This is a genomic window from Acinetobacter sp. YH12039 (assembly GCF_013420015.1).
Taxonomy (GTDB): Bacteria; Pseudomonadota; Gammaproteobacteria; order Pseudomonadales; family Moraxellaceae; genus Acinetobacter; species Acinetobacter amyesii.
In genome coordinates, this window is the sequence record NZ_VOZA01000036.1 from 1 (window position 1) to 25236 (window position 25236).

21 protein-coding genes and 1 pseudogene are annotated in these 25236 nt (G+C 41.3%); 14 read left to right on the top strand and 8 right to left on the bottom strand.

What is annotated here, in order from left to right:
* Positions 1-208 precede the first annotated feature (208 nt).
* The gene (locus FTT98_RS13165) at positions 209-2146 is read left to right on the top strand and encodes an ATP-binding cassette domain-containing protein (RefSeq protein ID WP_180005500.1); all 1938 of its coding nucleotides are present in this window, start codon (positions 209-211) and stop codon (positions 2144-2146) included.
* 529 nt (positions 2147-2675) lie between these two features.
* Here FTT98_RS13165 and FTT98_RS13170 read toward each other — a convergent pair.
* From FTT98_RS13170 to dnaA, 5 genes are all read right to left on the bottom strand, one after another.
* Positions 2676-3053: a hypothetical protein gene (locus FTT98_RS13170; RefSeq protein WP_078189504.1), complete on the bottom strand. Its 378-nt coding sequence runs from the start codon at positions 3051-3053 to the stop codon at positions 2676-2678.
* A gap of 170 nt (positions 3054-3223) precedes the next feature.
* The gene (gene gyrB, locus FTT98_RS13175; RefSeq protein ID WP_180005501.1) at positions 3224-5692 is read right to left on the bottom strand and encodes a DNA topoisomerase (ATP-hydrolyzing) subunit B; all 2469 of its coding nucleotides are present in this window, start codon (positions 5690-5692) and stop codon (positions 3224-3226) included.
* A gap of 43 nt (positions 5693-5735) precedes the next feature.
* Positions 5736-6818, bottom strand: a complete 1083-nt coding sequence (gene recF / locus FTT98_RS13180; RefSeq protein WP_180005502.1) for a DNA replication/repair protein RecF — start codon at positions 6816-6818, stop codon at positions 5736-5738.
* 23 nt (positions 6819-6841) lie between these two features.
* Positions 6842-7990 (bottom strand): DNA polymerase III subunit beta, encoded by a 1149-nt coding sequence (gene dnaN / locus FTT98_RS13185; protein WP_180005503.1) that lies wholly within the window; start codon positions 7988-7990, stop codon positions 6842-6844.
* A 108-nt stretch (positions 7991-8098) separates the two neighbouring features.
* Positions 8099-9484 carry a chromosomal replication initiator protein DnaA gene (gene dnaA / locus FTT98_RS13190; RefSeq protein ID WP_180005504.1) on the bottom strand — a complete coding sequence of 462 codons (1386 nt, stop codon included), beginning with the start codon at positions 9482-9484 and terminating at the stop codon, positions 8099-8101.
* Between the two features lie 660 nt (positions 9485-10144).
* On the opposite strand from dnaA, the gene rpmH reads away from it, so the two are divergent.
* The 13 genes and pseudogenes from rpmH to ssb form a co-directional block, all read left to right on the top strand.
* The gene (rpmH, locus tag FTT98_RS13195; RefSeq protein ID WP_000831329.1) at positions 10145-10279 is read left to right on the top strand and encodes a 50S ribosomal protein L34; all 135 of its coding nucleotides are present in this window, start codon (positions 10145-10147) and stop codon (positions 10277-10279) included.
* A gap of 31 nt (positions 10280-10310) precedes the next feature.
* The gene (gene rnpA / locus FTT98_RS13200) at positions 10311-10703 is read left to right on the top strand and encodes a ribonuclease P protein component (protein ID WP_078189509.1); all 393 of its coding nucleotides are present in this window, start codon (positions 10311-10313) and stop codon (positions 10701-10703) included.
* Between the two features lie 9 nt (positions 10704-10712).
* Complete coding sequence (gene yidD / locus FTT98_RS13205; protein ID WP_078189510.1) at positions 10713-11033, top strand: membrane protein insertion efficiency factor YidD; 321 nt, start codon at positions 10713-10715, stop codon at positions 11031-11033.
* Positions 11034-11038: 5 nt separating this feature from the next.
* Positions 11039-12805 (top strand): membrane protein insertase YidC, encoded by a 1767-nt coding sequence (yidC, locus tag FTT98_RS13210; RefSeq protein WP_180005505.1) that lies wholly within the window; start codon positions 11039-11041, stop codon positions 12803-12805.
* A gap of 92 nt (positions 12806-12897) precedes the next feature.
* Positions 12898-14253 carry a tRNA uridine-5-carboxymethylaminomethyl(34) synthesis GTPase MnmE gene (gene mnmE, locus FTT98_RS13215; RefSeq protein WP_180005506.1) on the top strand — a complete coding sequence of 452 codons (1356 nt, stop codon included), beginning with the start codon at positions 12898-12900 and terminating at the stop codon, positions 14251-14253.
* A gap of 205 nt (positions 14254-14458) precedes the next feature.
* Positions 14459-15691: a tyrosine-type recombinase/integrase gene (locus FTT98_RS13220; protein WP_180177461.1), complete on the top strand. Its 1233-nt coding sequence runs from the start codon at positions 14459-14461 to the stop codon at positions 15689-15691.
* A gap of 752 nt (positions 15692-16443) precedes the next feature.
* Positions 16444-16680 (top strand): AlpA family transcriptional regulator, encoded by a 237-nt coding sequence (locus FTT98_RS13225; protein WP_180177462.1) that lies wholly within the window; start codon positions 16444-16446, stop codon positions 16678-16680.
* A gap of 3 nt (positions 16681-16683) precedes the next feature.
* A complete protein-coding gene (locus tag FTT98_RS13230; RefSeq protein WP_180177463.1) occupies positions 16684-17280 on the top strand; it encodes a hypothetical protein in 597 nt (198 codons plus the stop codon).
* A gap of 4 nt (positions 17281-17284) precedes the next feature.
* Entirely contained in the window at positions 17285-17503 is a 219-nt protein-coding gene (locus tag FTT98_RS13235; RefSeq protein WP_180177464.1) for a helix-turn-helix domain-containing protein, read from the top strand.
* Entirely contained in the window at positions 17500-18006 is a 507-nt protein-coding gene (locus FTT98_RS13240; protein WP_180177465.1) for a BRO family protein, read from the top strand. Before FTT98_RS13235 ends, FTT98_RS13240 begins: the two co-directional genes overlap by 4 nt.
* Positions 17999-18367 (top strand): hypothetical protein, encoded by a 369-nt coding sequence (locus FTT98_RS13245; protein ID WP_180177466.1) that lies wholly within the window; start codon positions 17999-18001, stop codon positions 18365-18367. The genes FTT98_RS13240 and FTT98_RS13245 overlap by 8 nt, the downstream gene beginning before the upstream one ends.
* A 66-nt stretch (positions 18368-18433) precedes the next feature.
* The gene (locus tag FTT98_RS13250) at positions 18434-20863 is read left to right on the top strand and encodes a DUF927 domain-containing protein (protein WP_180177473.1); all 2430 of its coding nucleotides are present in this window, start codon (positions 18434-18436) and stop codon (positions 20861-20863) included.
* Positions 20864-21116: 253 nt separating this feature from the next.
* A pseudogene (gene ssb, locus FTT98_RS13255) lies at positions 21117-21440 on the top strand (single-stranded DNA-binding protein); the annotation flags it as partial.
* A 107-nt stretch (positions 21441-21547) separates the two neighbouring features.
* Here the strand turns inward: ssb and FTT98_RS13260 are convergent.
* From FTT98_RS13260 to FTT98_RS18145, 3 genes are read right to left on the bottom strand one after another with little or no spacing between them, the layout of a single operon-like run.
* Entirely contained in the window at positions 21548-22372 is an 825-nt protein-coding gene (locus tag FTT98_RS13260) for a hypothetical protein (RefSeq protein WP_180177468.1), read from the bottom strand.
* Between the two features lie 42 nt (positions 22373-22414).
* Positions 22415-24430: a hypothetical protein gene (locus tag FTT98_RS13265; RefSeq protein ID WP_180177469.1), complete on the bottom strand. Its 2016-nt coding sequence runs from the start codon at positions 24428-24430 to the stop codon at positions 22415-22417.
* Between the two features lie 7 nt (positions 24431-24437).
* Positions 24438-25178 (bottom strand): glycoside hydrolase family 104 protein, encoded by a 741-nt coding sequence (locus tag FTT98_RS18145; RefSeq protein ID WP_257230219.1) that lies wholly within the window; start codon positions 25176-25178, stop codon positions 24438-24440.
* Between the last annotated feature and the right edge of the window lie 58 nt (positions 25179-25236).

A 25236-nucleotide genomic window follows, 5' to 3' on the forward strand; every position in this document is an offset into this window, starting at 1 on the left:
TCCTTTTCTCATTTCTTATATTTCCAATATGTTTTATTAATCCATTTAAAACAACAACTTGAAATATTTTTTTAATACTAAAGCCCGTTCAATATACCTAAATACGTGGAATCTGTCACATTTTTTCAGATGGTTGCGATGCTTTGTTTTTTCTTTTGCAAAGCCATCCATTAGAATAGCCCCACATTCTTCTTGTTTAGTTAGTTCCATGATTCAGTTAGACCAACTTTCCATTCGTCGCGGTGGGCGTGTTTTATTTCAAAAAGCATCTATGCAATTGCATCCAGGCTGGAAAATCGGCTTAACTGGTGTAAATGGTGCGGGTAAATCGACTCTTTTTTCTGCGCTTTTAGGTGGAATGGAATCTGATGGTGGTTCATTAACACGTCCTGCAGTATGGACCGTCGCGCATATGGCGCAAGAAATCAAAGCGTTGGATATGAAAGCGATTGATTTCGTTCTATCAGGCGATGAAGAATATTGGGATATACAACATAAACTTGAACATCCAGAACAATTAGACAATGAAGCGCTGGCACACTTATATGGCCGATTTGATGAAATCCATGGCTATACAGCTCCATCCAAAGCCTCACAACTGATGGCTGGCCTAGGTTTCTTTGAACATCAGTCCCAACTCAATGTTTCAAGCTTTTCTGGTGGTTGGCGTATGCGTTTAAACCTTGCGCGTACCCTAATGAGCCGTTCAGACCTATTATTACTCGATGAACCAACAAACCACTTAGACTTAGATGCGATTTTGTGGTTAGAAGATTGGTTAAAAGCTTACGAAGGCACACTGATCTTAATTTCACATGACCGTGATTTCTTAGATGCGGTGACTGATCATATTTTACATATTGAAAATCAAGAGCTGACGCTTTACACCGGCAACTATTCGACCTTTGAACGCACCCGTTCTGAGCGCTTGGCACAACAGCAACAAGCCTATGAAAAACAACTCGAAACCCGTGCGCATCTCCAAAAATTTATTGACCGTTTTAAAGCCAAAGCCACTAAAGCTAAGCAGGCGCAAAGCCGTATTAAGCAATTAGAACGCATGCAAGAACTTTCTGCCGCACATGTCGATACGCCATTTACCTTTAGTTTCCGTGAGCCAACCAAAATGAGCTCACCACTGTTACAAATGGAACATGTCGATATTGGCTATGGTGACAAACTGATTGCCACCAATGTAAATTTACAGATTACCCCAAACAGTCGCATTGGTTTACTGGGAATGAATGGTGCGGGTAAATCAACCTTAATTAAATCCTTGGTTGGTGACCTTCCCTTATTACAAGGGATGCGCAAAGCCTCTGAACTATTGAATATTGGCTATTTTGCACAGCATCAAATGGATGCTCTAGATGGCAATGCCAGCCCAATGTTGCAATTATCTCGAATCGCTGACAAAAAAATCAGTGAAGCGGCATTACGTTCATTCTTAGGCAGCTTTGGTTTTAGTGGCGAACGCATGGATACGCCAAGTGAAGGCTTTTCAGGCGGTGAACGAGCACGATTAGCTTTGGCTTTGATTGTTTGGCAGCGCCCCAATGTTTTAATTCTAGATGAACCGACCAACCATTTAGACCTCGATATGCGTCATGCCCTAACTATGGCATTACAAGATTTTGAAGGCGCTGTGGTTTTGGTTTCGCATGAACGTCAATTGATTGCCAGCGTTTGTGACGAATTATTGTTGGTACATCATGGGAAATGTCGCGAATTTGATGGCGACCTCGTGGCTTATGCCGATTGGCTGCGTCAAGCGCGGATCGACATGATGAAAAATAGTCAACAAGCCCCGACTCCCATCAAATCTCAAGTTGAAACTAAACCAACGATTTCCAAAGTCGATAAAGAAGCGCAACGTAAAGAAGCTGCACGTCAACGTGAATTGACCCGCCCGATTCGTAAAAACATTGAAAAAAATGAAGCGCAGATCAGCAAAATTCAGCCACGCTTAAACGAAATCGAGGAATTATTAGCAGACAGTGCTTTATATGAAGCCAGTCGTAAAGATGACTTACTCAAACTGATGAATGAGCAAACAGAGTTAAAAGCCAAACTCGAATCAGTCGAAGAGCAAATGCTTGAATTAATGATGGAATTAGAAGAAATGGAAAGCAGTTTTGAGGCTTAATTTAAAAAGCAAAACCCTAGATTTGCATTATTAAGAAAAGCTAACTTAAGTTCAAAAATCAATCGCCGTGAAATTTAAATGTTCCACGGCGATTTTTTATTTATACTTCACAATAATAATCACACTATAAATCTAAAAAATATTCAAAAAATCGAATGTTCATATCCAACTGGTTATTGCATCGTTAAGGCATTTCTATTCAGAAAGAATCTAAAAATTCAGCGATAGCTTTTATCCTACTTTTATAAATGAATTCAAAAAATACACTTCACATCAAACTCATTGCCACAGTTATCCACAAAAGCCATTTTTAAATTCAAATCTTGGTTTTAAATTCATTTTTATTTTTTAAATTCAAAATATCGAACCACCTTTTTGTGGATAAATATTTTTAAATGATATTATCCACAATTATAAATGACTTTGATGCTGAACACTATTAAATGTGAAAATTCACAAAACTTATCCACATTTGCAAGATGGATGCATTTTATCTCCACTCACGACATCAATTTAAACTTTTTATTGTTTAAGATAAGGCAGAAGGATGGGCTTTTTTTGCCTTTAAAAAACGTAATTCTTGTATTTTCCAGGTCTGATCAAAATGCCAGATTTCCTGTATTTGCTGCTGTGTTTCAGCTAAACCAATTAAAATTTTGCACTCCGTTTGGTCACGATTAAACTCATATTCTTCAAATTCTACGTCTGGTTTTTGTGGTTTCCAAACCCCATTTTTCACTGCATGTGCAATACGTTCATAGCGGACATAATTACTTTCGACACGCCCGTCTTGCTCATAAACCACCTTAAAGTGCTCATCTTCGTATTCGGCTAAAACAGTATAATTTCCGGTAAAAAATGCATTTACCCAGATGTCACGAATGTGTTCAAGTTGATTGTCCATCATATATAGACCTCTTATTTTTAGCTGCTAAGTTCAAATAGATTTGAGCTTAGCATCAGAATAAGTCAATTTTATAAAACACAAATTGGCGATTTAATATTCAATTTTATTTAAGATAGCACAAAAAAAAGCACTCCGAAGAGTGCTTTTTTGAATGATTCTGTAATCAGAATTTAGGCATCAATATCCGCATTTAACGCATTTTCTTCAATGAAAGCACGACGTGGTTCCACATCATCACCCATCAAGCAAGAGAACATACGATCAGCTTCAATCGCATCCTGTACCGTTACTTGCAGCATGTTACGGTTCTCAGGATCCATCGTAGTTTCCCAAAGCTGTTCAGCATTCATCTCACCCAAACCTTTATAGCGCTGAATCATCATGCCACGGCGTGAGTCTTGTAGGATGTTTTGCCAAACCTGATGGAAGCTACTCACTGGAATTTTGCGCTCGCCTTTTTGCAGGTAAGCACCTTCTTCCAATAATGTGAACCAACTCTTCGAATTTTTGAGCAAACGCGCATATTCACCTGAACCCAATAGACCTGAATCTAACAAGTATTGGTGCGGTAAGTTATGAACATAGATGGTAATACGCGGGAAATAGGTCGCTGACTTATTGCCTTCGGTATCTTCATGCTCAAACGTTTCTAAGCTTAATTCAGGACGTAAGCTAGGCTGAGTTTTCTCAATATTGGCACGTAGCTGCTCCCCCCAAGTCTGTACATAGTCTTGGTTATTTGCTTGATCTAACTTAAAGCCTTCTACTGCCAATAAACCATCCAACACACTTGCAGGATAACGTACAGTCAGACGATGCAAACTCTTTTGAGAGGTTTGATAATCCGCAATCACACCCGCTAAAGCCTCACCACGAATGGCTGGTGCTTCTGCACTGATGTGTAATTCAAGCTCATCAATTGCATTTGAAATCAGGTAAGTCTCAAGCGCATCATTATCTTTGATGTACTGTTCTTGCTTGCCTTTTTTCAGCTTATACAACGGTGGCTGTGCAATATAAATATATCCACGTTCCACAAGTTCTGGCATTTGACGGAAGAAGAAGGTCAACAGTAGCGTACGAATGTGCGAACCATCGACGTCAGCATCGGTCATGATGATGATTTTGTGATAACGCAGTTTATCTGGGTTATATTCCTCACGGCCAATACCACAACCTAAAGCAGTAATCAGTGTTCCCACTTCTTGTGAAGAAATCATCTTGTCAAAACGTGCACGTTCCACGTTGAGGATTTTACCTTTCAGCGGCAAAATCGCTTGCATCTTACGGTTACGGCCTTGTTTTGCAGAACCGCCCGCAGAGTCACCTTCGACTAAGTAAAGTTCAGACAATGCAGGATCTTTTTCCTGACAATCGGCCAATTTACCTGGCAAACCAGCAATATCCAGCGCACTCTTACGACGTGTCATTTCACGTGCTTTACGTGCTGCATCACGCGCACGTGCTGCATCAATAATCTTGCCTGCAATCGATTTAGCGGCTTGTGGGTTCTCTAAAAGATATTCAGAGAACGATTTATTCATGGCTTGCTCAACCGCAGTTTTCACTTCGCTCGACACCAATTTTTCTTTGGTTTGCGAAGAGAATTTTGGATCAGGCACTTTCACCGAAACAATCGCAGTTAAACCTTCACGTGCATCATCACCAGAAACCGCCACTTTCTCTTTTTTGAGTAAGTTTTCGCTTTCCATGTAGCTGTTTAAGCCACGGGTTAATGCAGCACGGAAACCCGCTAAATGCGTACCGCCATCTTTTTGTGGAATGTTGTTGGTAAAGCAACGAACATTTTCCTGATAAGAATCGTTCCACTGCAATGCAACTTCTACACCAATGCCATTATCCGCTTGAGTGGTAAAATGGAAGATATCATTCAGATGAGTTTTGCCTTGGTTGATATATTTCACAAACTCAGACAAACCACCTTCATAGTCATAAACGTGCTCTAAATTGATACGTTCGTCACGTAGCACAATTCGCACACCTGCATTCAGGAACGATAATTCACGTAAACGACGCGCCAAAATATCGACATTAAAAATCGTTTGACTGAAGGTTTCAGCACTTGGCCAGAAACGTACACGTGTACCTGTACGATCTGTCTCACCCACCACTTTTAATGGATACACGGAATCACCGTGTTTATATTCTTGCTGGTGGATTTGACCTGCACGATGAATGGTTAATTCGAGCTTGCTTGAAAGCGCATTCACCACGGATACACCTACACCGTGTAGACCGCCTGAAACTTTATAGCTGTTATCGTCAAATTTACCGCCCGCATGCAGAATCGTCAAAATCACTTCTGCTGCAGAAACACCTTCTTCTGGGTGAATGTCGGTAGGAATACCACGACCGTTATCCGATACGCTTACAGATTCATCTTCATGAATGGTGACATTGATCTCGTCACAATGACCTGCCAACGCTTCATCAATTGAGTTATCGACAACTTCAAACACCATGTGGTGTAGGCCAGTACCATCGTCAGTATCACCAATATACATGCCCGGACGCTTACGTACAGCGTCTAGACCACGTAATACTTTGATGCTAGAGGAATCATAAGCTTTTTCTATGGTTTGTTCTGTTTGAGAAGCAGCTTGATCTTCTGAACTCATGGTTTCTCCCTAGTGAAAAATAGGTCTATCCAAAGGTGGTATTTCATTGCACAACAGCCTGCACCGTACCATTTTCAACTTTGAATAATTGATAAGAAATAGATAAATCATGTAAGTGTTTTTGCACTGAATCATGGTCTAAAGTGGTAATAAAAACTTGACTACCAAGATGGCTTAAACGCTCAATTAAACGCTGTTGTGCGGTTAAATCTAATTCTGCTGTCAGATCATCTAATAATACCACAGTTTCCTTATTACAAGCATGTAGCATTGCTATCTGTGACAGTTTTAACGCCATGATCAATAACTTTTTTTGCCCACGAGAGAGCACAACATCTGCATCCCCCATAGCGGTTTTTAACCTTAAATCTGCACGGTGCGGACCATACTCAGTATAGCCACGTTCGCAGTCTTTAAAGTGCTGATTGGTCAGATCATTCAACAGCCCTGTTTCGGCATGAAAGCCTGCACTATATTCCAACGTCACTGTTAAATGCGGCAATAAGGCTTGGAGATCTTGTTGGAAATATCGAGTCCACTGTTCCACCACATTACTGCGCAGACTATGTAATATCTCACCATAATCACTGAGCATTTTGTTCCACGGTTCTAAGTCAGACAGACTCAAATGACGTCGTGATTTCAGCAAACTATTCCGCTGTTTTAATGCCCGTGCATAATATTGCCATGCATGGTAAAACTCCGGTTCCACGTGGAACATCAACCAATCTAAAAGTTGACGTCGTGGCTTCGCACCATGATCAATAATATCGGTACTTTGTGGATCGATGAGTTGTAGCGGTAAAATCTTGGCCAACTGCCCTTGTGTCCCCACAAGGTCGCCATTGATTTTTATCACTTGCTCGCCCGACTGCATTTTTTGCATACCAATGCGGTCTGTTGCAGACTGCGCAAAGACGACAGCGTCAGGGCTGTTATTTTGAATATAATTTTTCGGAATATGGGTTCGAAAAGAACGTCCAGTTGCCAGCAAATGTACTGCTTCTAATACAGAAGTTTTGCCTGAACCATTTTGCCCATAAAAGACATTAAACGGTTGCAACCCAGAGAGTGCAACCGTCTTTAAATTTCGAACACGTTCTACATGTAAACGCGTGATATGCATAATAATTGAGACGTCAGTCCGAATTAAACACGCATTGGCATCACAACATAGGTTTGATCTTGTTGTTGTGGATCTTGTACCAATACAGATTGGTTGGCTTCTGTCATGGTCATTGCAACATCATCACCATCCAATACATTCAGAACTTCCAATAAGTACTGTGCATTGAATGACATTTCCATCGGTGCATCAGCATATTGAATTGCGAGATCTTCGATAGCTTCATCTTGCTCAGGGTTATTGGCACGAAGTTGTAAAGTGTCCGCATCAAACTTCAAGAATACGCCGCGCAATTTTTCATTACTTAAAATCGCCACACGTTGTAGTGATTGTTTAAATACATCATGTGCAATGCGCACATTTTTATCACCACCACGTGGAATCACACGGCGGTAGTCAGGGAATTTACCATCGATCAATTTTGTGGTGAAACGTACGGTAATATCACCCTGCTCTTTATCACGGCTGGCAATGGTAATCGTTACATTTAATAATTCACGACCAATTAACAACGATAATTGCTCGTCTTCAACACTCAATAGACGCTGCAATTCACCTACAGCTTTACGTGGAACAATCGCTTGCATTGCTTGTGTCGCATTCGAGCTTGCCACTGTTTCACACATCGCTAAACGGTGACCATCGGTCGTTACTGCACGCAATTGATTTTCATCAATTTCAAGCAAAGTACCCGTCAAATAAAAACGCACATCTTGAACCGCCATGGCAAAAGACGTTTTTTCAAATAAACGCTTTAACTCACGTTGAGTCACACCGACTTGAGTGCCTTGAGTATTTTCAGTGGTTAATAATGGATAGTCTTCTGCAGGCAAAGTACCCAATACAAAACGACTGTTGCCAGATTTTAAAATACAACGTTGATCTTCAGTAATTTGCAAATCAATCAATGCCGCTGACGGTAATGATTTACAGATATCCATCAATTTACGTGCAGGAACAGTCGTCACTCCTGCTTGTAAACATGCACCTTCAGTAAGTGGTGTGCTTGCAACCAGTTCAACTTCAAGATCTGAACCGGTAATGGTCAAAGCTTGCTCAGTTACCTGTACTTTTACATTGGATAAAATATTTAAGGTATGGCGACGTTCAACCGCTCCTACGACATGTGATAGAACATTCAGTAAGCTTTCTTTCGCGATTTTTAAACGCACGATACATTCCTCTAAAAACTGAAGATAGACAAAATAAATTAATTTTTTAGCAGTGTACTATGCGGCAGAATATACCGCATTGCAAGAACAGAATTTGAACGAAAAGACTTAACTTTGCAGCAGACGTTGCAAGTTTTTATAGTCCTCATTGAAGATTGGATCTTCTTCACGCAGGCTTTGTACTTTTTCACAGGCATGCATCACAGTACTGTGGTCACGATTACCAAAAGCCATACCAATTTCAGGGAAACTATCCCCTGTCAGTTCACGTGCTAGCCCCATAGCCAACTGACGTGGACGTGCATAAATACGTGTACGTTTTGGACCAACCAATTCTTTCAATGGAATACGGAAATATTCACTCACCACACGCTGAATGTTTTCAGTACTGATGGTGCGCGCACGAATTGCCAACACATCTTTTAACGATTCACGCACCACATCTAGATCGATTGGGGTGCCTTTAAAACGAGAAATGGCTACGACTTTATTCAGCGCACCTTCTAGTTCACGGACATTAGCAACCACTTGTTGAGCAATAAACAGCGCACAATTCCGTGGAAGTTCCACCCCATTGCTTTCCGCTTTTTTCAGTAAAATTTCAATACGGGTTTCAATATCAGGCGGTTCAACACCCACCGATAAGCCCCATGAAAAACGTGAAACCAAACGTGGATCTAGCTCAGTCAGTTCTTTTGGATAACGATCTGAGGTTAAAATGATTTGTTTAGATTCATCCAATAACGCGTTGAAGGTATAGAAAAACTCAACTAAGCTGGCCTCTTTACCCGCCAACAAATGAATATCATCCACCAATAACAAATCTAGCGAACGACAGTTTTTCTTGAATTCTTCGACCTTACCTTGCTGTAGCGAGCTCACAAAGTCTTGTACAAAACTTTCAGCCGTCATGTACATCACACGTGCATTCGGCTTCGCTTGCAATAATGCATTACCTACGGCTTGCATTAAATGGGTTTTACCTAAACCAGTCGGTCCATATAAAAATAACGGGTTATGCTGCGAAGCACCGGGCTGCGTCAAGACTTTACGACAGGTTTCTGCCGCCATCTGATTGGAACGACCTTCAACAAACAAGGAAAAGGTAAATAATGGGTTAAGCTGACGCTTACGGTTATTTTTTGAAGACGTCTCTTCTTTTTCTTTTTTAGGACGAGTCGGTGCCGATACTTGTGGTGTTGACTCTAATGCTGCGGTGGTTGTTGCTGGTTGTTCAGCTGCAGATAAAATTGCACCAGGCCGTGAATCAACCAAAATCTCAACTTTACGTACCCGACCTTCAGACAACTGTTCCGCTAAAATTGAAATCAGTTCTAAATGGTGCTCTTGAATATAGCGCGTCCAATACGGATTCGGTGCATAGAGTTTTAGACTATCACCTGCATCTTCTGCCACCAGTGGGCGTATCCACATTGTATAGACATTTCCTGAAAGCTCTTGTCGCAAGCGAGTTAAGCAGTCTGTCCAAAGCATGTGAAACCCCTATTTCAGTCCATTGTACGTAAAAAAATAATTCAACCCCGCCTAAGCGGGCAGCCATTCTAACCATCTTATCCACATCTGTCATGAACAAATCAGTCGAAATCGATCAAAAAAACGCAAATTGAGTTTAAATTTAAATTTAAATCACGTGTGGATAAGTTTATCCGCAAGCTGTGGATAAATTGTAGCACAAAGTTATCCACAAACTATCAAAATTATAAAAACATCGTTATCCACAATATAATTATTTGTTTTTTAAATCTAAAAATGCGTTTTCCACAGAAAATATCAACACTAATAGTAATAAATTTAAATTTTAAAATTTGAATTTATTTATAAGATCGACCCATTCTGGGGATAACTCGAGGGTTGGTTTAAATTCAAATTTAAATTCATAAAAACCAATTCACAAATTCGAGACTGTGGATAAATCTGTGAGTAAACTTGAAGATAACTTAAATAATTAACATATACAATGATTTAGTTTGTGAGTATTTTAATTTAAACCTTTATAACTGATTTCTAATCCTTATATTATCTTGATATATCACAGCCTAGATTTTGAAAGAAAGCGTGTTTTTCATTGACAGCTCAAGCAATGAGCACTAAAATCGCGAACCTTTACTGAAAGATCATTTTTGGAGTTTCGATATGAAACGTACTTTCCAACCTTCTGAGTTGAAACGTAAACGCGTTCATGGTTTCCGTGCTCGCATGGCTACTAAAGCTGGCCGTCAAGTATTAGCGCGTCGTCGTGCGAAAGGTCGTCACAGCTTAACTGTTTAATTTCAGTTAAGACTGTCAAGACTTGGGTGTTATGACAACACTTTACGGCTTTAGCACAGATGTGCGAATACACTGTGCTGCCGATTATAAAAGTGTGTTCGATGGTGCGCTTTTTAAAGTGCATCAACCCCATTTCTTATTTCTAGCAAAAATCTCCGAACAGCCGAATAGCCGTTTGGGTATTGTTGTTGCTAAGAAAAAAGTGCGCCGCGCACATGAAAGAAATCGAGTAAAGCGACTTGCACGCGAAAGTTTTCGCCTGCATCAACAGCAGTCTAATGTATTAGATATTGTCGTTATGCCAAAAATGGGCATAGAGGCGGTACCGAATGCAGAGTTGCATCAGCAATTACAATTTGCTTGGCAAAAATTGCAGCGCCTTGCAAATAAGCATAAAAAAATAGCTACCTCCCCACAAGCGTAGAGATGACCAATGGTTCGTTTACTGCATTGGCTCATTCGTTTCTATCAGATTGCGATTAGTCCTTTATTGGGACCACGCTGTCGTTATATTCCAACATGTTCTCAATATTCTTTGGAAGCAGTCCATCAACATGGTGCTGTACGTGGAGTGTGTCTAGCTGTTCAGCGTATTTGCCGTTGTCATCCTTGGGGCGGTTCAGGCTATGATCCTGTTCCATCAAAAGCAATTCGTTTTATTTCATTTCAGCAAATAGATTCTCAAACGCTTCACGTTGCTGTACCCTTTCGTGAACGTTTATTGAACCAAAATCACTCTAACCACTTGGGGTAATACCTATGCAACAATGGGCCAGGATTGCAATTCTAGGGGCCATGTTTGTTGTCGCATATTTGCTCATTTTGGCTTGGCAGAAAGATTATGGAAATGCGGAACAAAAACCTCAGCAAAATGCTGCGGTGGTAACGCATGAAGTATCTGCCGATTTACCAAATGGCCAGACAGCTACGGCTGCTACTGATGTGCCGCAAGCAAATAATGCTGCTACACAACAAACAACAGATGCCACTGCACCTGTTAGTCAACAGTTAATTTCAGTACAAACTGACCTTTACCATCTTTGGATTAATCCAAAGGGTGGCGATATTGTTCGTATTGAATTACTCAATCATGACAAAAATAAAGACAGCGATGAACCGTTTGTAATGCTTGAAAGCGATGCAAAACGGACTTATGTTGCTCAGTCTGGCTTAATTGGTCTTAATGGCCCTGACAGCAATCCGAAAGGACGTCCGACCTATGAGATTGAAAAATCTTCATATACGTTAAATGACGCAAAAGCTGTGAAGGGTAAAGATGGCCAAACAGCAAAAGTTTTGTCAGTACCAATGGTTTATAAAACAGCAGATGGTGTAGAGGTTATTAAAACCTTTAACTTCACTGAAGGTGAATACCCTGTTGTTGTGAATCATAAAATCGTGAACCGCAGTGCTCAGAACTGGCAAGGTCAGATGTTTGGTCAGCTTAAACGCGACAACTCTGAAGATCCAGGTAAATCTGATCAAGGTATTTTCACTTTAGGTACATTCCTTGGTGGTGCATGGGGTACGCCTGAAGAACATTACAACAAACTTAAATTTGCCAACTTCAATGAAGAAAAATTGAATGTTGAAGCAACTGGCGGTTGGGTTGCAATGGTTCAGCATTACTTCGTGAGTGCGTGGATTCCTGGACAGATCAAATTAACGCAAGCCAATGGTCAGCCTTATGCTGCGAAACTTGAGTCACGTAAATCTACTGATGATATGAACATTATTCAGTTCACTTCACCTGCAATCAATGTTCCTGCAGGAACTGTGGCAGAAGTAGATGCAACGTTCTATTCAGGTCCAAAAATCCAATCTGAATTAAAAGAATTGGCGGTTGGTTTAAACCAAACTGTAGACTACGGTTGGTTGTGGCCTATTGCGAAATTATTGTTTGTCGGTCTTGAGTTTTTCCACGGTTTAGTGGGTAACTGGGGTTGGTCAATTATTCTATTGACGATTCTGGTGAAACTGATCTTATGGCCATTGTCGTCGAAGAGCTACCGCTCTATGGCGAAAATGCGTGTGATTGCACCTGAAATGCAACGCATGAAAGAAGAGTTCGGTGAAGACCGTATGCGCTTCTCGCAAGAAATGATGGCATTGTATAAACGTGAACAAGTGAATCCACTGTCGGGTTGCTTGCCGTTATTGCTCCAAATGCCGATCTTCCTTGCTTTGTACTGGGTATTGATGGAGTCTGTTGAACTACGTCATGCGCCGTGGTTAGGTTGGATTCAAGATTTATCTGCGATGGATCCATGGTTTATTTTGCCGCTATTAATGGGCTTGACCATGTTCATTCAGCAAAGTTTGAACCCACAACCGGCTGATCCAATGCAGGCGAAAGTCTTCAAAATCATGCCAGTGATCTTTACGGTATTTATGTTGTTCTTCCCTGCGGGCCTTGTGCTTTACTGGATCTGTAACAACAGTATTACTATTCTTCAACAAGGTTTGATTAACAAATCAGTTGAAAAAGACCGTTTAAAACGTGAAGCGGCTGACTCAGCAAACTAAGCATTGCTGATGGGCTGAATAAATCCGCTTAAGATGGTAATCTTAGGCGGATTTTTCTTTATCTGTCGTTTGAAAATTTTTAGGTGAATTTTATGTTAAACCGAACCACCATCGCAGCAATTGCCACACCGCCGGGTCGTGGTGGTGTCGGCGTGATTCGCCTGTCTGGTCCCAAATCTTATGCCATTGCAGAAGCATTAACGCAGCAATCCCTACCTCAAGCTCGTTTTGCTGGTTTCCGTAAGTTTTATGATGCATCGAATGAAATCATGGATGAAGGTTTGGTGATTTGCTTTCCAAATCCGCACTCTTTTACGGGCGAGGATGTGGTGGAGCTTCAAGGTCATGGCGGCCCCGTTATTCAAAATGCATTATTGGCACGGTTACTTGAATTGGGTGCTATTGCTGCAAAAGCGGGCGAATTTTCAATGCGCGCCTTTGAAAATGGCAAAATGGACTTGGTGCAAGCCGAGGCGATTGCCGACCTGATTGATGCCACCTCACAAGCAGCGGCACGTTCTGCGGTACGTTCATTACAAGGTGCCTTTTCGAGCAAGGTTAATACGGTGCTAGAAAAACTTATCCATTTGCGTTTGCATGTGGAAGCAGCGATTGATTTTCCTGAAGAAGAAATCGACTTTTTGGCGGATGGTAAGATTTTGGGCTTATTGGATGAAGTGGCAAGCTCGGTCCATGCTGTACAGCAGTCTGCTCGTCAAGGTCAGTTACTACGTGAGGGTTTACAAGTGGTGATTGCCGGTAAACCTAATGCAGGTAAGTCATCTCTACTCAATGCTTTGGCGGGTGTGGAACGTGCGATTGTGACGAATATTGCAGGTACGACACGTGATGTTTTACATGAAAAAATAAGCCTCAATGGTTTGCCGATTACTTTGACCGATACCGCTGGTTTACGTGAAACCGGTGATATCGTCGAAAAAGAAGGGATTCGCCGCGCAATTAAAGAAATTGAGCAAGCTGACTTGTTACTTTTGGTCTATGACTTAAGTCAGGGCGAAGATCCACTGCAATTGGCTCAAGCGTACTTCGCGGATCATATTGAACCGAAGCGTTTGATGCTGATTGGTAATAAATGCGATTTGACGGGATCTACCGCAGAAATTACCGATTTAAACGGTTTTCGACATATTCGTGTTTCGGCTAAACAAGAAACCGGCGTTCAAGCGCTTATTGATGCGATTACAGCGCATGCAGGCTTTCAACCAGAGGAAGATACCTTTATTGCTCGAACACGTCATTTAGATGCAATGAAGCGCACTCAGCGCTATCTTGCAGAAGCACGTGAGCAGTTGGTGGTTTATCATGCGGGTGAGTTGGTAGCCGAGTCTCTACGTTTGGCGCAAAATGCCTTAGGTGAAATTACGGGTGATTTCAGTGCAGATGATTTACTCGGGAAGATTTTTGGATCGTTCTGTATCGGAAAGTAATTTCAATTTAAGCCTATATTCCAGTAAATTCTAATAAGTTCCAATGATAATTAAATAGCATTAAGTTTTAATAGCTTAGTGCTTTTTTTATGTCTTTTTATTGTTCCAATATGTTCTATACGTTCATCTAGTGCTATGATTTTTTTAGTCACCTAATAGCTACGTGACAATAAAACCTTATTTTTATGCCTGAGTGACTAGAATCATGCCAAAGATAAACGGCCTGTTTTTCTCTACTGATAGAGAGATTCAAAACCTTAAACCACAGGACAAGCGATATTCAGTTAAAGACAAGCTGAATAATGGGCTGTTTATTGAGGTTAAGGAATCAGGCGTTAAGTCGTGGCACTATCGTTATTCACTGGCAGGCAAGCAAGAACGGCTTGTTATAGGTCGCTATCCTGATCTATCTCTTAAAGATGCTAGACAGATCAGAGATGAATCTGCCTCATTGGTGGCTAAAGGTATTTCACCTAAACAAGATAAGGCAAAACCTAAAGGCATTTTGTTTAAGGACTACGGCGAACGCTATTTAAAAGAAGTAATCAAAAAAGACCGCAAAGACCCTTACAACATGGTTTTATGCCTGAGCAATGATATTTATCCAATGATGGGCCACATCCCATTAGATCAGGTCAGTATTGAAGATATACGCCGTACTATATGGCGCAAAAAAGAACAGGGATATGATGCAGCAGCTAACCAAGTCAGAGGCTTGTTAAAGCGCATGTTTGATTATGCAATGACTTTGGGCCTTGCACCCTATAACCCTGTTTTGGCTATCCCATCACGGCACGTACACAAAGCTAAGCCTAGAGATAGATATTTAAGTACAAATGAAATCCGTACCTATTACACCACCTTACTAAATTCAAGAATTTACCGACCTAGAAAGCTGGGCCTTTTGCTGTCATTACTTACATTGGTTAGAAAGTCAGAGCTATTGAGGGCTAAATGGGAGCATATCGACTTTGAGAGCCGTATATGGCTTATCCCTGAAACAAAGGCCGACAGTGCGACAGGTCATAGCCGTGAAATGGTCGTTTATATGTCGGATCAGGTGATAGAGATATTTAAAGAACTCAAAGCGATTGCAGGCAATGAGCCTTTTGTATTTGTGGGAAGAAAGCCAGGTACTCATATCAGCCATAACGCATTTAATACGGCGCAAAAGGCAGCACTGGCATTAACAGACTTGCCACCGTTTACAGTGCATGACTTGAGAAGAACGGCCAGCACCCATTTAAACGAGCAAGGTTTTAATAGTGATGCAATCGAGGCTTGTTTAAACCATACGGCCAAAGGTGTAAGGGGGGTATACAACAAAGCCAAGTATGAAAAAGAACGTACAGAGATGATGCAAAAGTGGAGTAATTATATTTTTAGTGTGATTTATGAGCCTAATTTGATTTTTTTTAATCAGGCTAAAGGAGCTTAATTGTTTCTAATTGTAACTTGCTGAACTGCCTATTATTCATATGTGACTAATAGCAATGCTATTCAATTTATAACTTTGCTTATATTAGATTTATAGAAAAAATACGCAATAGTAAGGAATAGTAAGGAAACCGTAAATTATCGAAAGTATCAGCCTATAACTGAGGTTATATTTTTTAATAGCACTGTTATTCAAAAGTGAATTATTTAGTTGGCAAGGTGTACCGAGGTGTACCAAAAACTGTCGCAGTTGTATGGAAATGAGCTAGCCATTTAAGCATAACTCTTATAAAGTAAAACATAGAGTTCCAATGTATTTATTAGGAACTAAATGAATGTCTTAAAAGTTTATTTTGCTAACCACAAAATGAATTTAAGAGGCAAAGAAAAAGAGCCAAGCAACACCACATCGCTTGACCCTTTTTTTTGGAACAGGTGGCTTTTAGCAACACCACATCGCTAAACGCCATTAATTTTTAACCGCCGTGACAGGCACAAAACTAAAGGAACTTTAGAAATGTAAAACGATTAAAAACTAATTTTGTTAAATTGGTTTAACAGTATTTATAGTAGTTCAAACATGGCATAAGTCAACATATTGTTTACTAAACCGAACATTTGTTGTTAGTCATTAGAATCTATTGAACAGCTATATGCTGCTATATCTAATTAATAAAACTTAGTTTTTTTCCTCTTAATTACTTTCTATTCCCTATTTTGTGTCTCGGCATTTCCATTATGGAGAATGTTTAGATGACTTTATCTAAAGAACAAAAAAACGAAAATGTACGCCTGATCCGCCGTAAAGAAGTGCAGACCAAAACTGGCTTAGGTGCATCGTCAATTTACGCAATGATGCAACAAGGCACGTTCCCGAAAGCAGTCAATATTTCCGAACGCCGTGTTGCTTGGATTGAATCCGATGTAGACCAGTGGATTAATGAACGCATAGCAAGCCACAAAGCCACCATTGCAACGATGGATGCTTGAGCTATGGAAATTACTCTACAAGATGCAATTAGCATCACCCAGCAGGCACAAAGCAGACTTGAGCAGATCAGCCATGCAGTAAACGGCGAGCAGATAAAGAGCCTTTTTACTGATGTATCTGACTTCACTTGCTTGGCCCTTGATTACTTGCCTGATGAACTTAAAACCGAAGCCAATGTAAGACAGATTGAACAGGCAATTGACCTGCTAGATCATGTTTCGATCCGAGCATCCGAATTAAGTGCAGAGGTATTTTCTAAGCCTTATTCAATTGATGATTACTTAAATGCCGAGGCCAGTAAGTTAAGTACCTTTTTACGCTTGGCACTGGAAACCTTGAGTATTACAGACCCAGCCGATCTATACGCCTATGCCCTTGCCTCATATTGTCCAACTGGCGAAGCGGATCAGGAAGCGGATTTAATCGTAAATGATGAATCTATGAAGTTTTTAGAGCTAAGAGGCTTTAACGGAACGATTAAAGAGCTACTTAGTGAACATGCTGACATGGTGAAGAAATCAGGCGTTAAGGATGTTCTGATAATCCACATCGGAACGATTCACAAGCTGACTGATGCCTTGTCAGGAATGGGAGCATAAGAACATGAATAACACCCAATTAAAACAAGTCCTAGCGCACCTCAAGCAAGGCAAAACCATTTCACAGGCCGAGGCTATCGACCTTTTTAACTGCTACCGATTGAGCGCAATCATTCAGCGTTTACGCAATGCAGGCTATGACATTGTGACCCATCGTGAGCGCAATCATTCAGGCATCGGCTCACATGCTCGTTATGAACTAATTAAGCAGGTGGCAGCATGAAACCAGCAGTATTTAATTTTAATGAGTACGGCGTTCGGATTGCCTTTGATGTAAACGGACAGCCTTTGTTTTGTCTGCCTGATGTTGGTCAAGCCTTAGATATTAAAAACGCGACAGCAAGCCGTTTTAAGCTAAATCCAAAGGGGGTACATGAAATGTATACCCTTACAAATGGCGGTACTCAAAAGCTAACTTTTATCAGTGAAGAAAACCTGTACCGCATTGTATTTAGATCGACTAAACCCGAAGCATTGAATTTCCAAAACTGGGTATTTTCTGAGGTATTGCCGAGCATCCGCAAGACTGGGAGCTATTCAGCACGGCAGACAGCCTATGAAGAACTGAACCGCCTATGTATGCAAGCAAAGACCCAAAAGGCTAAAGGTTCATTTCATGGCACTGGCTTGGCAAACCACCGCTATTCAATGCGAGATTTAAACCTAAGAATTACAACATGCAAAGCAAATTTACAGCTAACTTTTGAGGGTATACACAATGATTGAACATGTAGACCCTGAATTTTTCAAAGCCTTTGACCATTACAAAGCAATGCTTGAGCAGTATGGGGAACACCACCCCATCACTGAGCAGGCCCTTATTTTGACAATGCACTACACGCCTGAGCATATCAAAGCAGAGATGCACCAAAAGGCTAAGGAATTAAACCTATTGCCACCGCCAAGCGGTTACACGGATGACGGCGAACCTATGTACCGCCTAGAGGACATTGCAAAGCACTTTGGCGTTAGCTTTGAAGAAGCAGAGCAGCATTTATTGCAGACGATGGATAACCGCCAAAAGGTCGGATTATCAAATGACGGCATTCTGATTAATTCAAATATCCATATCAACCGTGTGCAGTGAGGGCTAATAATGAAAAATGAATCATTAGAAAGTACGATTGATGTTGTTATGGAGGGGGTAGTCACAATGCTTGATTATGACCACCCCAAAGAACTAATAACACCCGAAGCCATTTTAAACGAATGTACGCAGCTTGTATCGTTTAATGATGCTTATTCATCACATCCATTAATACAGCGTTTTGGCAGTCCTGAGCAGCCGATCTATGTTGATGATGGTAATGTGGATATAAACGGCGTTACCTATGCACAGCCTTTGATTATGCCTATCTATGATGGGCAAATGGAGCTTGTACAGTGTGCTGTCATGCAAGATGGGCAGCGCGTGGCTGTCATGCCTGATGGATTGGCTAGAGGCTTTGCAAGGTATGGTGATTTTGACCATGCCAAGCCAGTCATTATCACTTACAACCTAGAGGCTTTCTTTAAAGTCGCACAGACTGGGTACGCCGTGGCTTTGGTGCTATTGCCTACCCTATGCAATAAACATCAAACAGAACTCAAGCCGTTTGATTTTGAACAAATACAGTTCGTGATTAACCAGCTATCACAGGCAGGTTATAAGCAGCTTTATTTGCCTGTCAGAATTGAACACATGCACCTTGAGCCATTCAAAGCATTGGAGCAAAACACGGCAGTTAGACTGCTATGCCAGTATTTAAAAATGGGTGTAAGTGAATTTCAGATCGAATTAACCCGGGATGAAAGTGTAAGTGAGGTGCTGGCGTTTATTGATGAGGCTATCGAGGCTTTACCTGAAAAGAGCAATCTACCCAAAGGACATTTAGCCAAGCCTTTTAAATATGGTGATGGTGTATTTCATCTATTGAAAGATGGCTTGTACTACATTGAGCAGTCGAAAGAAAATGAGCAAAAACACTATGTTTCAAGCCCTATTCATGTCTTGGCACAAACGAGAGATTCATCAAGTAATGCCTGGGGGCGTTTATTAGAATGGCATGATGCAGATGGCGTAAAGCATACTCAAGCCTTGTCTATGGAGTTCTTTCAATCCGATGGCGTAGAGCTTAGAAAAGATTTATCCAATCAAGGTGTAGTTATTGCCCCGAGTGGAAAAGCAAGAAACTTGCTGCAAAGCTACCTAATGAGCTACCCGACTGATAAGCGTGCTTTATGTGTGGAACGTGCAGGATGGCATGACGATGTTTATGTATTACCTAATAAGCAGATCGGACAGCATAAAACGAGCGATTCAGTTGTCTATCAAACAACACAAGGCGTTGAAAGCAGTTACCAAAACAAAGGGACATTAGAGCAATGGCGAGAAAATATTTCTATGCCTATCTCCAGTCACTCAAAATTAGTCGTTGCTTTATGTTCTGCCTTTGCCGGGCAATTACTTGCACCATTAGAGCAGCAAACAGGTGCAGGCATACACTTCAAAGGGCAGTCATCTAAAGGTAAAACAACGGCTTTATATGTTGCTTGTAGCGTATGGGGTAATCCGGAGAAACATCATAAAACATGGCGTTCAACAGGTAACGCTTTAGAGCATACAGCATATAGTTATAACGACAGTTTCTTAGGCTTAGATGAAATAGGGGAAATATCAAACCCCAAAGAGATTGGAAATATTGTTTATATGCTTGCAAACGGTAAGGGCAAAGCACGCTTAACCAAGCAGATTACAGCTAGAGCACCGTATAAGTGGAAACTCATTTTTATGTCTACTGGTGAAAAGAGCTTGAAAGAAATCATGCTGGAAAGTGGGCAGAAAGCAAAGCTGGGACAAGAGGTTCGATTAATTGATATTGATATAGACCATTCCGAATATGGGTTATTCGATCAGATCGACTTTGCTGAAGATGGGGCAAAACAATCAAGGCTACTTGTAGGGCGTTCTAATCAGTTTTACGGCGTTGCTGGCATAGCATGGCTTAATTATCTAACCAGTGATAAAGACAAGGTGATGAAGCAAGCTAAACAGCTACTAGAGCAATATAACCTTGAATTGATTGCAGAGCAGAAGCAAGGTCACATTATACGCGTAGCCAATACATTTGCTTTGCTTGCAGTTGCAGGCGAGTTAGCTACTCAAGCAGGTATAACAGGGTGGAAAACAGGCACAGCATTCAACGCCGTGAGAACTGTATTCAATGCTTGGGTGAATGACTTTGATTATGTTGGGGACTACCAAAGCCGAGAGTATATTTTGCATGTGAAGGCATTTTTTGAAGCGAACGAATCAAGCCGCTTCGAGTCATTTACTCCGGATACAGACCACATCGAGAAAATTATTAATCGTGTTGGTTACTGGAAAATGGAGAACGGCGAAAAATTATTTATTGTGCTACCTGAGCAATTTAAGAATGAAGTATGTAAGGGGCATGACAGTAGAAAAGTAGCCAGTGCATTACTTATTGAAAAGCTGCTTGAACATGACACAGGCAAAGCCAGTAAGACTGTGAGAATCCCATCTAAGAAAAATGCAATCAAAGCTTATGTAGTAAAAGAAGCTATTTTTAGTTGGGAGTAGTAAAAATCAGAGGTAACAGGGGTAACACAGGTAACAACCTTATAAATAAAGGCTTTGAGGGCGTTACCTATTGAAATTGGTAACAGGTAACAGAGGTAACAGCAGAGGGAAATATGGGTTTTGTTACCCATGTTACCTAAGCGAAAAAAAAGAGGTAACAGGCTGAAAGACAGTCATAGCAAGGCTGTTACCCATGTTACCTATGTTACCCATTAGAAATAGACATTCTGAGAAGATTTAAGAGATTCAACTAATGGCAAATTTAAACAGAGTCACAGTGATGGGCGTTCTGGGTCGTGACCCTGAAACTAAGAATTTCCCCAACGGTGGCAGCATTACAACATTCAGCGTTGCAACTTCCGAGCATTGGAAGGACAAGACCACTGGCGAGCGTAAAGAAGCTACTGAGTGGCACAAAATCACCACCAATAACCGATTGGCTGAGATTGCGAGTAAATACCTCAAGAAAGGCGGAAAGGTATTTATTGAGGGAAGTCTTAAAACTAGAAAGTGGAAGGACAGCAAAGGGATAGAGCGCGAGATAACCGAAATCAAAGCTGAAACGCTGCAACTGCTTTAAATGAATGACCCCCTTAGTTGGGGGTTTTTACTGTCTTAGATTCGATTAGATCAGCACAGTCTAATTAGACAATGAAGGCTCAATTTTGAGCTTTAATTTGCGGCTTATACCTTAAAGATTAATATGACCAGTAAAATGATCAGCACATAGTTCCATGAGTTAATCTTTCTCAGTTCGTTAAATATGTGTTTTGGGAAATTATTTCTCTCTTTATCGATTTCATCAAGAAGCGTAACTTCGTTATTTGACTGTTCTCGATCAAGTCTGTCTTCTAAGGACCACACGTCATCAATCCATTCCCCTTTCTTCACATACTTGGGTTTTGAGGATGAAATATAAAAACAGCCAACCCTTACGCTATACAGATCATGTTTAATGAGAAGCGCCTTCAGATATTCCCCATCTACTTCTTTTCGCTCGGTTGAGTAGTTCAGATTATCCAAATCATAGTCAATGCTTATGACGTGGCCCTTATTTCTCTCCCGACTCTCGAGAATCTCATCATCAGTGACATGCTTCACCAGCTCAATGATAAGAGTCGTAAACTGATCATCGACCATGCTTTTAACAAATTCAAACTGCTCAAAACTAAAATTAATGTCACCGATGTATAGGGTTCTGTCATGAATACTCACAAATGGATTTGCGAGTAAATTATTATCGTTTTTATCAAATACGTTAATGCTTACAGCAATGCTATCCGCCGTATTCCCCTGGTGAATACTTGTGGTAGCGTCTTTATCATCAAAAATAATCAGATCTTTATCTGTCAGTAAGTCTTTAACACTCCCCTTGATGCTTAGCTGAAATCCTCTCTTTGGGGGAATGTACTCCAGGCCTTCTTTATCGCGGTAGTTGGCTGGATCAAGGTGTGCGCTTTGCACTATGTCAGCTTTATTCAATTTGATACGTAAGTTCAGATTATTCATAATATTCCCCCGCCTAAGCAAGGGGAATATATAGCATGAATATTAATCTTTTGCTGCGTTAGCTCCAGCGTTAGCCCCGCCAACAGTCGCCAGTCTCTGTGCCTGCATCAGTAGATTGGCCATCTGTGGTGAGTTCGGTGGCACATCCTTGGCAGCAAGTAGAATCCGTTTGCCAGCTTCAGTTGTAAACAACACCTTAGCAATAGCAGAAACTCCAGCACCCTGAGCAGCAAGGGTAGGATTCACACCGGCACCCAGTCCAAAAGCAATACCAACCAGTCTATTCCCTGTTGGTGGGTTTTCAGCGTACTGACCAGCTCTCTCAACATGGCGCATCAATTTAACAAAACCATCCATTTGGGCTTTATCAGAACCCTTAAAGATATTGCTATAAGGTGCGTTCATTCGCTCAAATTCTTGAGCAAACTTGGCTGGACTGAATACCTCCTTATTTGGGTCCCATGCTTTAGCAAAGGCATTCTCAGCCATCTGATAGCGCAATGCTGCTTGTCCTTTTGGATCTAGGTTCTTGTAGAAGTTCGCAGCCTTGTCACCCTTTCCAGATTTCATAAATTGATCAAAAACCTGATCTGGTTCAGCACTACGCAGAGCTTTAGCAAATGCTTTGTCTTTTCCATCCTGGAGCTGCTTATACAGTGCGTTAGCTCTCTTTAGCTCCCCTAGTAGCTTGGTGTTTCCAGATGATTGAGCAAAATCTAAAAGATCATCATCAATAGCGGTTTTAACCTTTGTAAGCGCTGTCGTGTCCTCCCCAGCAATACCCCACTTTTTAATGGTTTTCCCAAGGTTTGATTGTGTAGCTCGCATCTCTTTGAAGTCTTTTTTAATATTCATATCCACAAGGTTTTTACGAATATCAAGAAGTTCTTTTTGTAGCGCCTTGTTTGGAGTAACTTTTGAGTCCTTTGCGATAATGTCATCAATCTTTTGAACCGTCTTGTTTGGAGCTATAGCGCCGTCACCAGCCAAGTTCTGTACTCGATCATACATCTGTGATGCAACACGCTTACCACGCCAGTTTTTAATCTCTGCTGCTGCTTGGAGAATCTTTCCTGTGTCATCGCCAGCGCCATTAACCACCTTCATGATTCGAGCCGCATTTACATCGCCTGCATTGGCTGCTGCTTGAATCTTTGGAATGGCCTTGTAGTCCACATCGTCCAACTTGGTTTTAAGGCCATCAAGGACCTTTGTGGCTGCATCCTTAACCTGTGCCTGCTGGGTCTGTCTGAGCTTGGATGTACCAACCAGAGGAATGGACTCCATAGCAACTTCAGATTTTTGTATCAGTGGATTTTTACTTACATCGCCTACCGTGGTTTTAACATTGAACTTTTTCCCCAGATCGTTAACTTCCTTAACACCTGGGGCCATGCGATTGTTTTTAATGTTGACTACTTTGGCGACACCGTCACCGAGTTTTTTACCAACTGCACCACCAAGCGCACCACCTAAAGCGCCTGACTTCATGTTTGATAATCGCTGCTCGGCGTCTTCGGCAAACTGAGCACCACCAATTAGAGCACCTAACCCTGTGTTTTGAGCGGTGACCTTTGCGCCGGCTTTGCTTAAAATATTCGCACCCTGATAGCCGCGGCCTGCTAGGACTAATGGGCCTAAAGCAGCAGTCTCACCAATAAATTCACCAACATTTAAACCCTTGCCACTTGCTTTACGCGCCTTCTCATAAGATGCGCGTTCTTCTGCTTTGGCTTTGGTGTACTTTTCATAACGATCCGTTTCGAGATTAGTGCCAAGCAGCTTATTCAACCCACCTCGAATGCCGTCGGATACATACTCGGCACCTTGAGCAGCACTACTAAACACCTTATCCATGCCCGAACCAATATCAGCAAGTAGGCTTGGTTTTTCGTATTCAATTTCTATTGCAGGCATGGAGCCAAGGTCTTTGTGTTGCTTGCTAGATTTAGCTAGAGCCACCATTTCATCCACTGACATTGTTTTTTGATTATTTGATTGGCTCTTAGCTTGATTGGCTAGCTGAACCATTTGATCTACTGTTAATTGGCTTGTCATGTCTTATCTACCCTTTAGCCAGTTGAGGTAAAACTTTGGCTATTTGATCTTCATTTAAAAAACGGCTTGGTTGTTGGTTAAGTTGAGGGAGCACTTCAGCCACTTTATCCGGGGATAAAAACCGATCTGGCTGCTGGTTAAGTTGAGGTAGTACCTCAGCAATACGATCCGGTGATAAGAATCGGCTTGGTTTTGGTGTCTGCTCCTTAGTAAGTTGAGGGAGCACTTTAGATATTTGATCCGGTGACAAGAATCGGCTTGATTGTGTTGATGCTTGGCCTGGCTGCTGAATATTCCCGCCTAAGAATTGATTCACATCATTCCAGGAGCGTTTTCCTTGCTTGTATTGGGAGCTTGGGAGTGATGCCCACGTACCGCCTGACTTATTGATAGCAGTTTGATAGTCGCCTTTTAGGACATAAGGGAGCGCACCGTTTTGAGCCAATAAAGCCAGTGCTGCAATGTCTTGGTTTTGCGGCGAGAAGTCTTTTAATCCATACTGACGAGCCAAGCCATCCCATGTGCCTTTTAAAAACTGATAACGACCTGCTGCTGTCGTTACATTCATTTTTCCATCAGTCTGTTTAAACTGCTTTCGGACGTTGGGGTGTGACTGTAGGCTGCTCATGCGCTCATTGCCAAACATAGTGTTATAGCCATGTTTCACGCCCTCAGTGTATGCAATCAGATCAAGCATTTTTCTAACATTGGGGTTTGAAGCATACCTTTGTAATTGAGCTAAGTTCATATTCTCTCCCTAGGGGACGGCGTAAGTTTGGAATTAATATCCACCACACATCTGTTGC

What these genes read in the sequence shown, in the direction of transcription:
- FTT98_RS13165 (WP_180005500.1), top strand. Translation starts at nt 209, where the DNA reads ATGATTCAGTTAGACCAACTTTCCATTCGTCGCGGTGGGCGTGTTTTA.
- FTT98_RS13170 (WP_078189504.1), bottom strand. Translation starts at nt 3,053, where the DNA reads ATGATGGACAATCAACTTGAACACATTCGTGACATCTGGGTAAATGCA.
- gyrB (WP_180005501.1), bottom strand. Translation starts at nt 5,692, where the DNA reads ATGAGTTCAGAAGATCAAGCTGCTTCTCAAACAGAACAAACCATAGAA.
- recF (WP_180005502.1), bottom strand. Translation starts at nt 6,818, where the DNA reads ATGCATATCACGCGTTTACATGTAGAACGTGTTCGAAATTTAAAGACG.
- dnaA (WP_180005504.1), bottom strand. Translation starts at nt 9,484, where the DNA reads ATGCTTTGGACAGACTGCTTAACTCGCTTGCGACAAGAGCTTTCAGGA.
- rpmH (WP_000831329.1), top strand. Translation starts at nt 10,145, where the DNA reads ATGAAACGTACTTTCCAACCTTCTGAGTTGAAACGTAAACGCGTTCAT.
- rnpA (WP_078189509.1), top strand. Translation starts at nt 10,311, where the DNA reads ATGACAACACTTTACGGCTTTAGCACAGATGTGCGAATACACTGTGCT.
- yidD (WP_078189510.1), top strand. Translation starts at nt 10,713, where the DNA reads ATGGTTCGTTTACTGCATTGGCTCATTCGTTTCTATCAGATTGCGATT.
- yidC (WP_180005505.1), top strand. Translation starts at nt 11,039, where the DNA reads ATGCAACAATGGGCCAGGATTGCAATTCTAGGGGCCATGTTTGTTGTC.
- mnmE (WP_180005506.1), top strand. Translation starts at nt 12,898, where the DNA reads ATGTTAAACCGAACCACCATCGCAGCAATTGCCACACCGCCGGGTCGT.
- FTT98_RS13220 (WP_180177461.1), top strand. Translation starts at nt 14,459, where the DNA reads ATGCCAAAGATAAACGGCCTGTTTTTCTCTACTGATAGAGAGATTCAA.
- FTT98_RS13225 (WP_180177462.1), top strand. Translation starts at nt 16,444, where the DNA reads ATGACTTTATCTAAAGAACAAAAAAACGAAAATGTACGCCTGATCCGC.
- FTT98_RS13230 (WP_180177463.1), top strand. Translation starts at nt 16,684, where the DNA reads ATGGAAATTACTCTACAAGATGCAATTAGCATCACCCAGCAGGCACAA.
- FTT98_RS13235 (WP_180177464.1), top strand. Translation starts at nt 17,285, where the DNA reads ATGAATAACACCCAATTAAAACAAGTCCTAGCGCACCTCAAGCAAGGC.
- FTT98_RS13240 (WP_180177465.1), top strand. Translation starts at nt 17,500, where the DNA reads ATGAAACCAGCAGTATTTAATTTTAATGAGTACGGCGTTCGGATTGCC.
- FTT98_RS13245 (WP_180177466.1), top strand. Translation starts at nt 17,999, where the DNA reads ATGATTGAACATGTAGACCCTGAATTTTTCAAAGCCTTTGACCATTAC.
- FTT98_RS13250 (WP_180177473.1), top strand. Translation starts at nt 18,434, where the DNA reads ATGCTTGATTATGACCACCCCAAAGAACTAATAACACCCGAAGCCATT.
- FTT98_RS13260 (WP_180177468.1), bottom strand. Translation starts at nt 22,372, where the DNA reads ATGAATAATCTGAACTTACGTATCAAATTGAATAAAGCTGACATAGTG.
- FTT98_RS13265 (WP_180177469.1), bottom strand. Translation starts at nt 24,430, where the DNA reads ATGACAAGCCAATTAACAGTAGATCAAATGGTTCAGCTAGCCAATCAA.
- FTT98_RS18145 (WP_257230219.1), bottom strand. Translation starts at nt 25,178, where the DNA reads ATGAACTTAGCTCAATTACAAAGGTATGCTTCAAACCCCAATGTTAGA.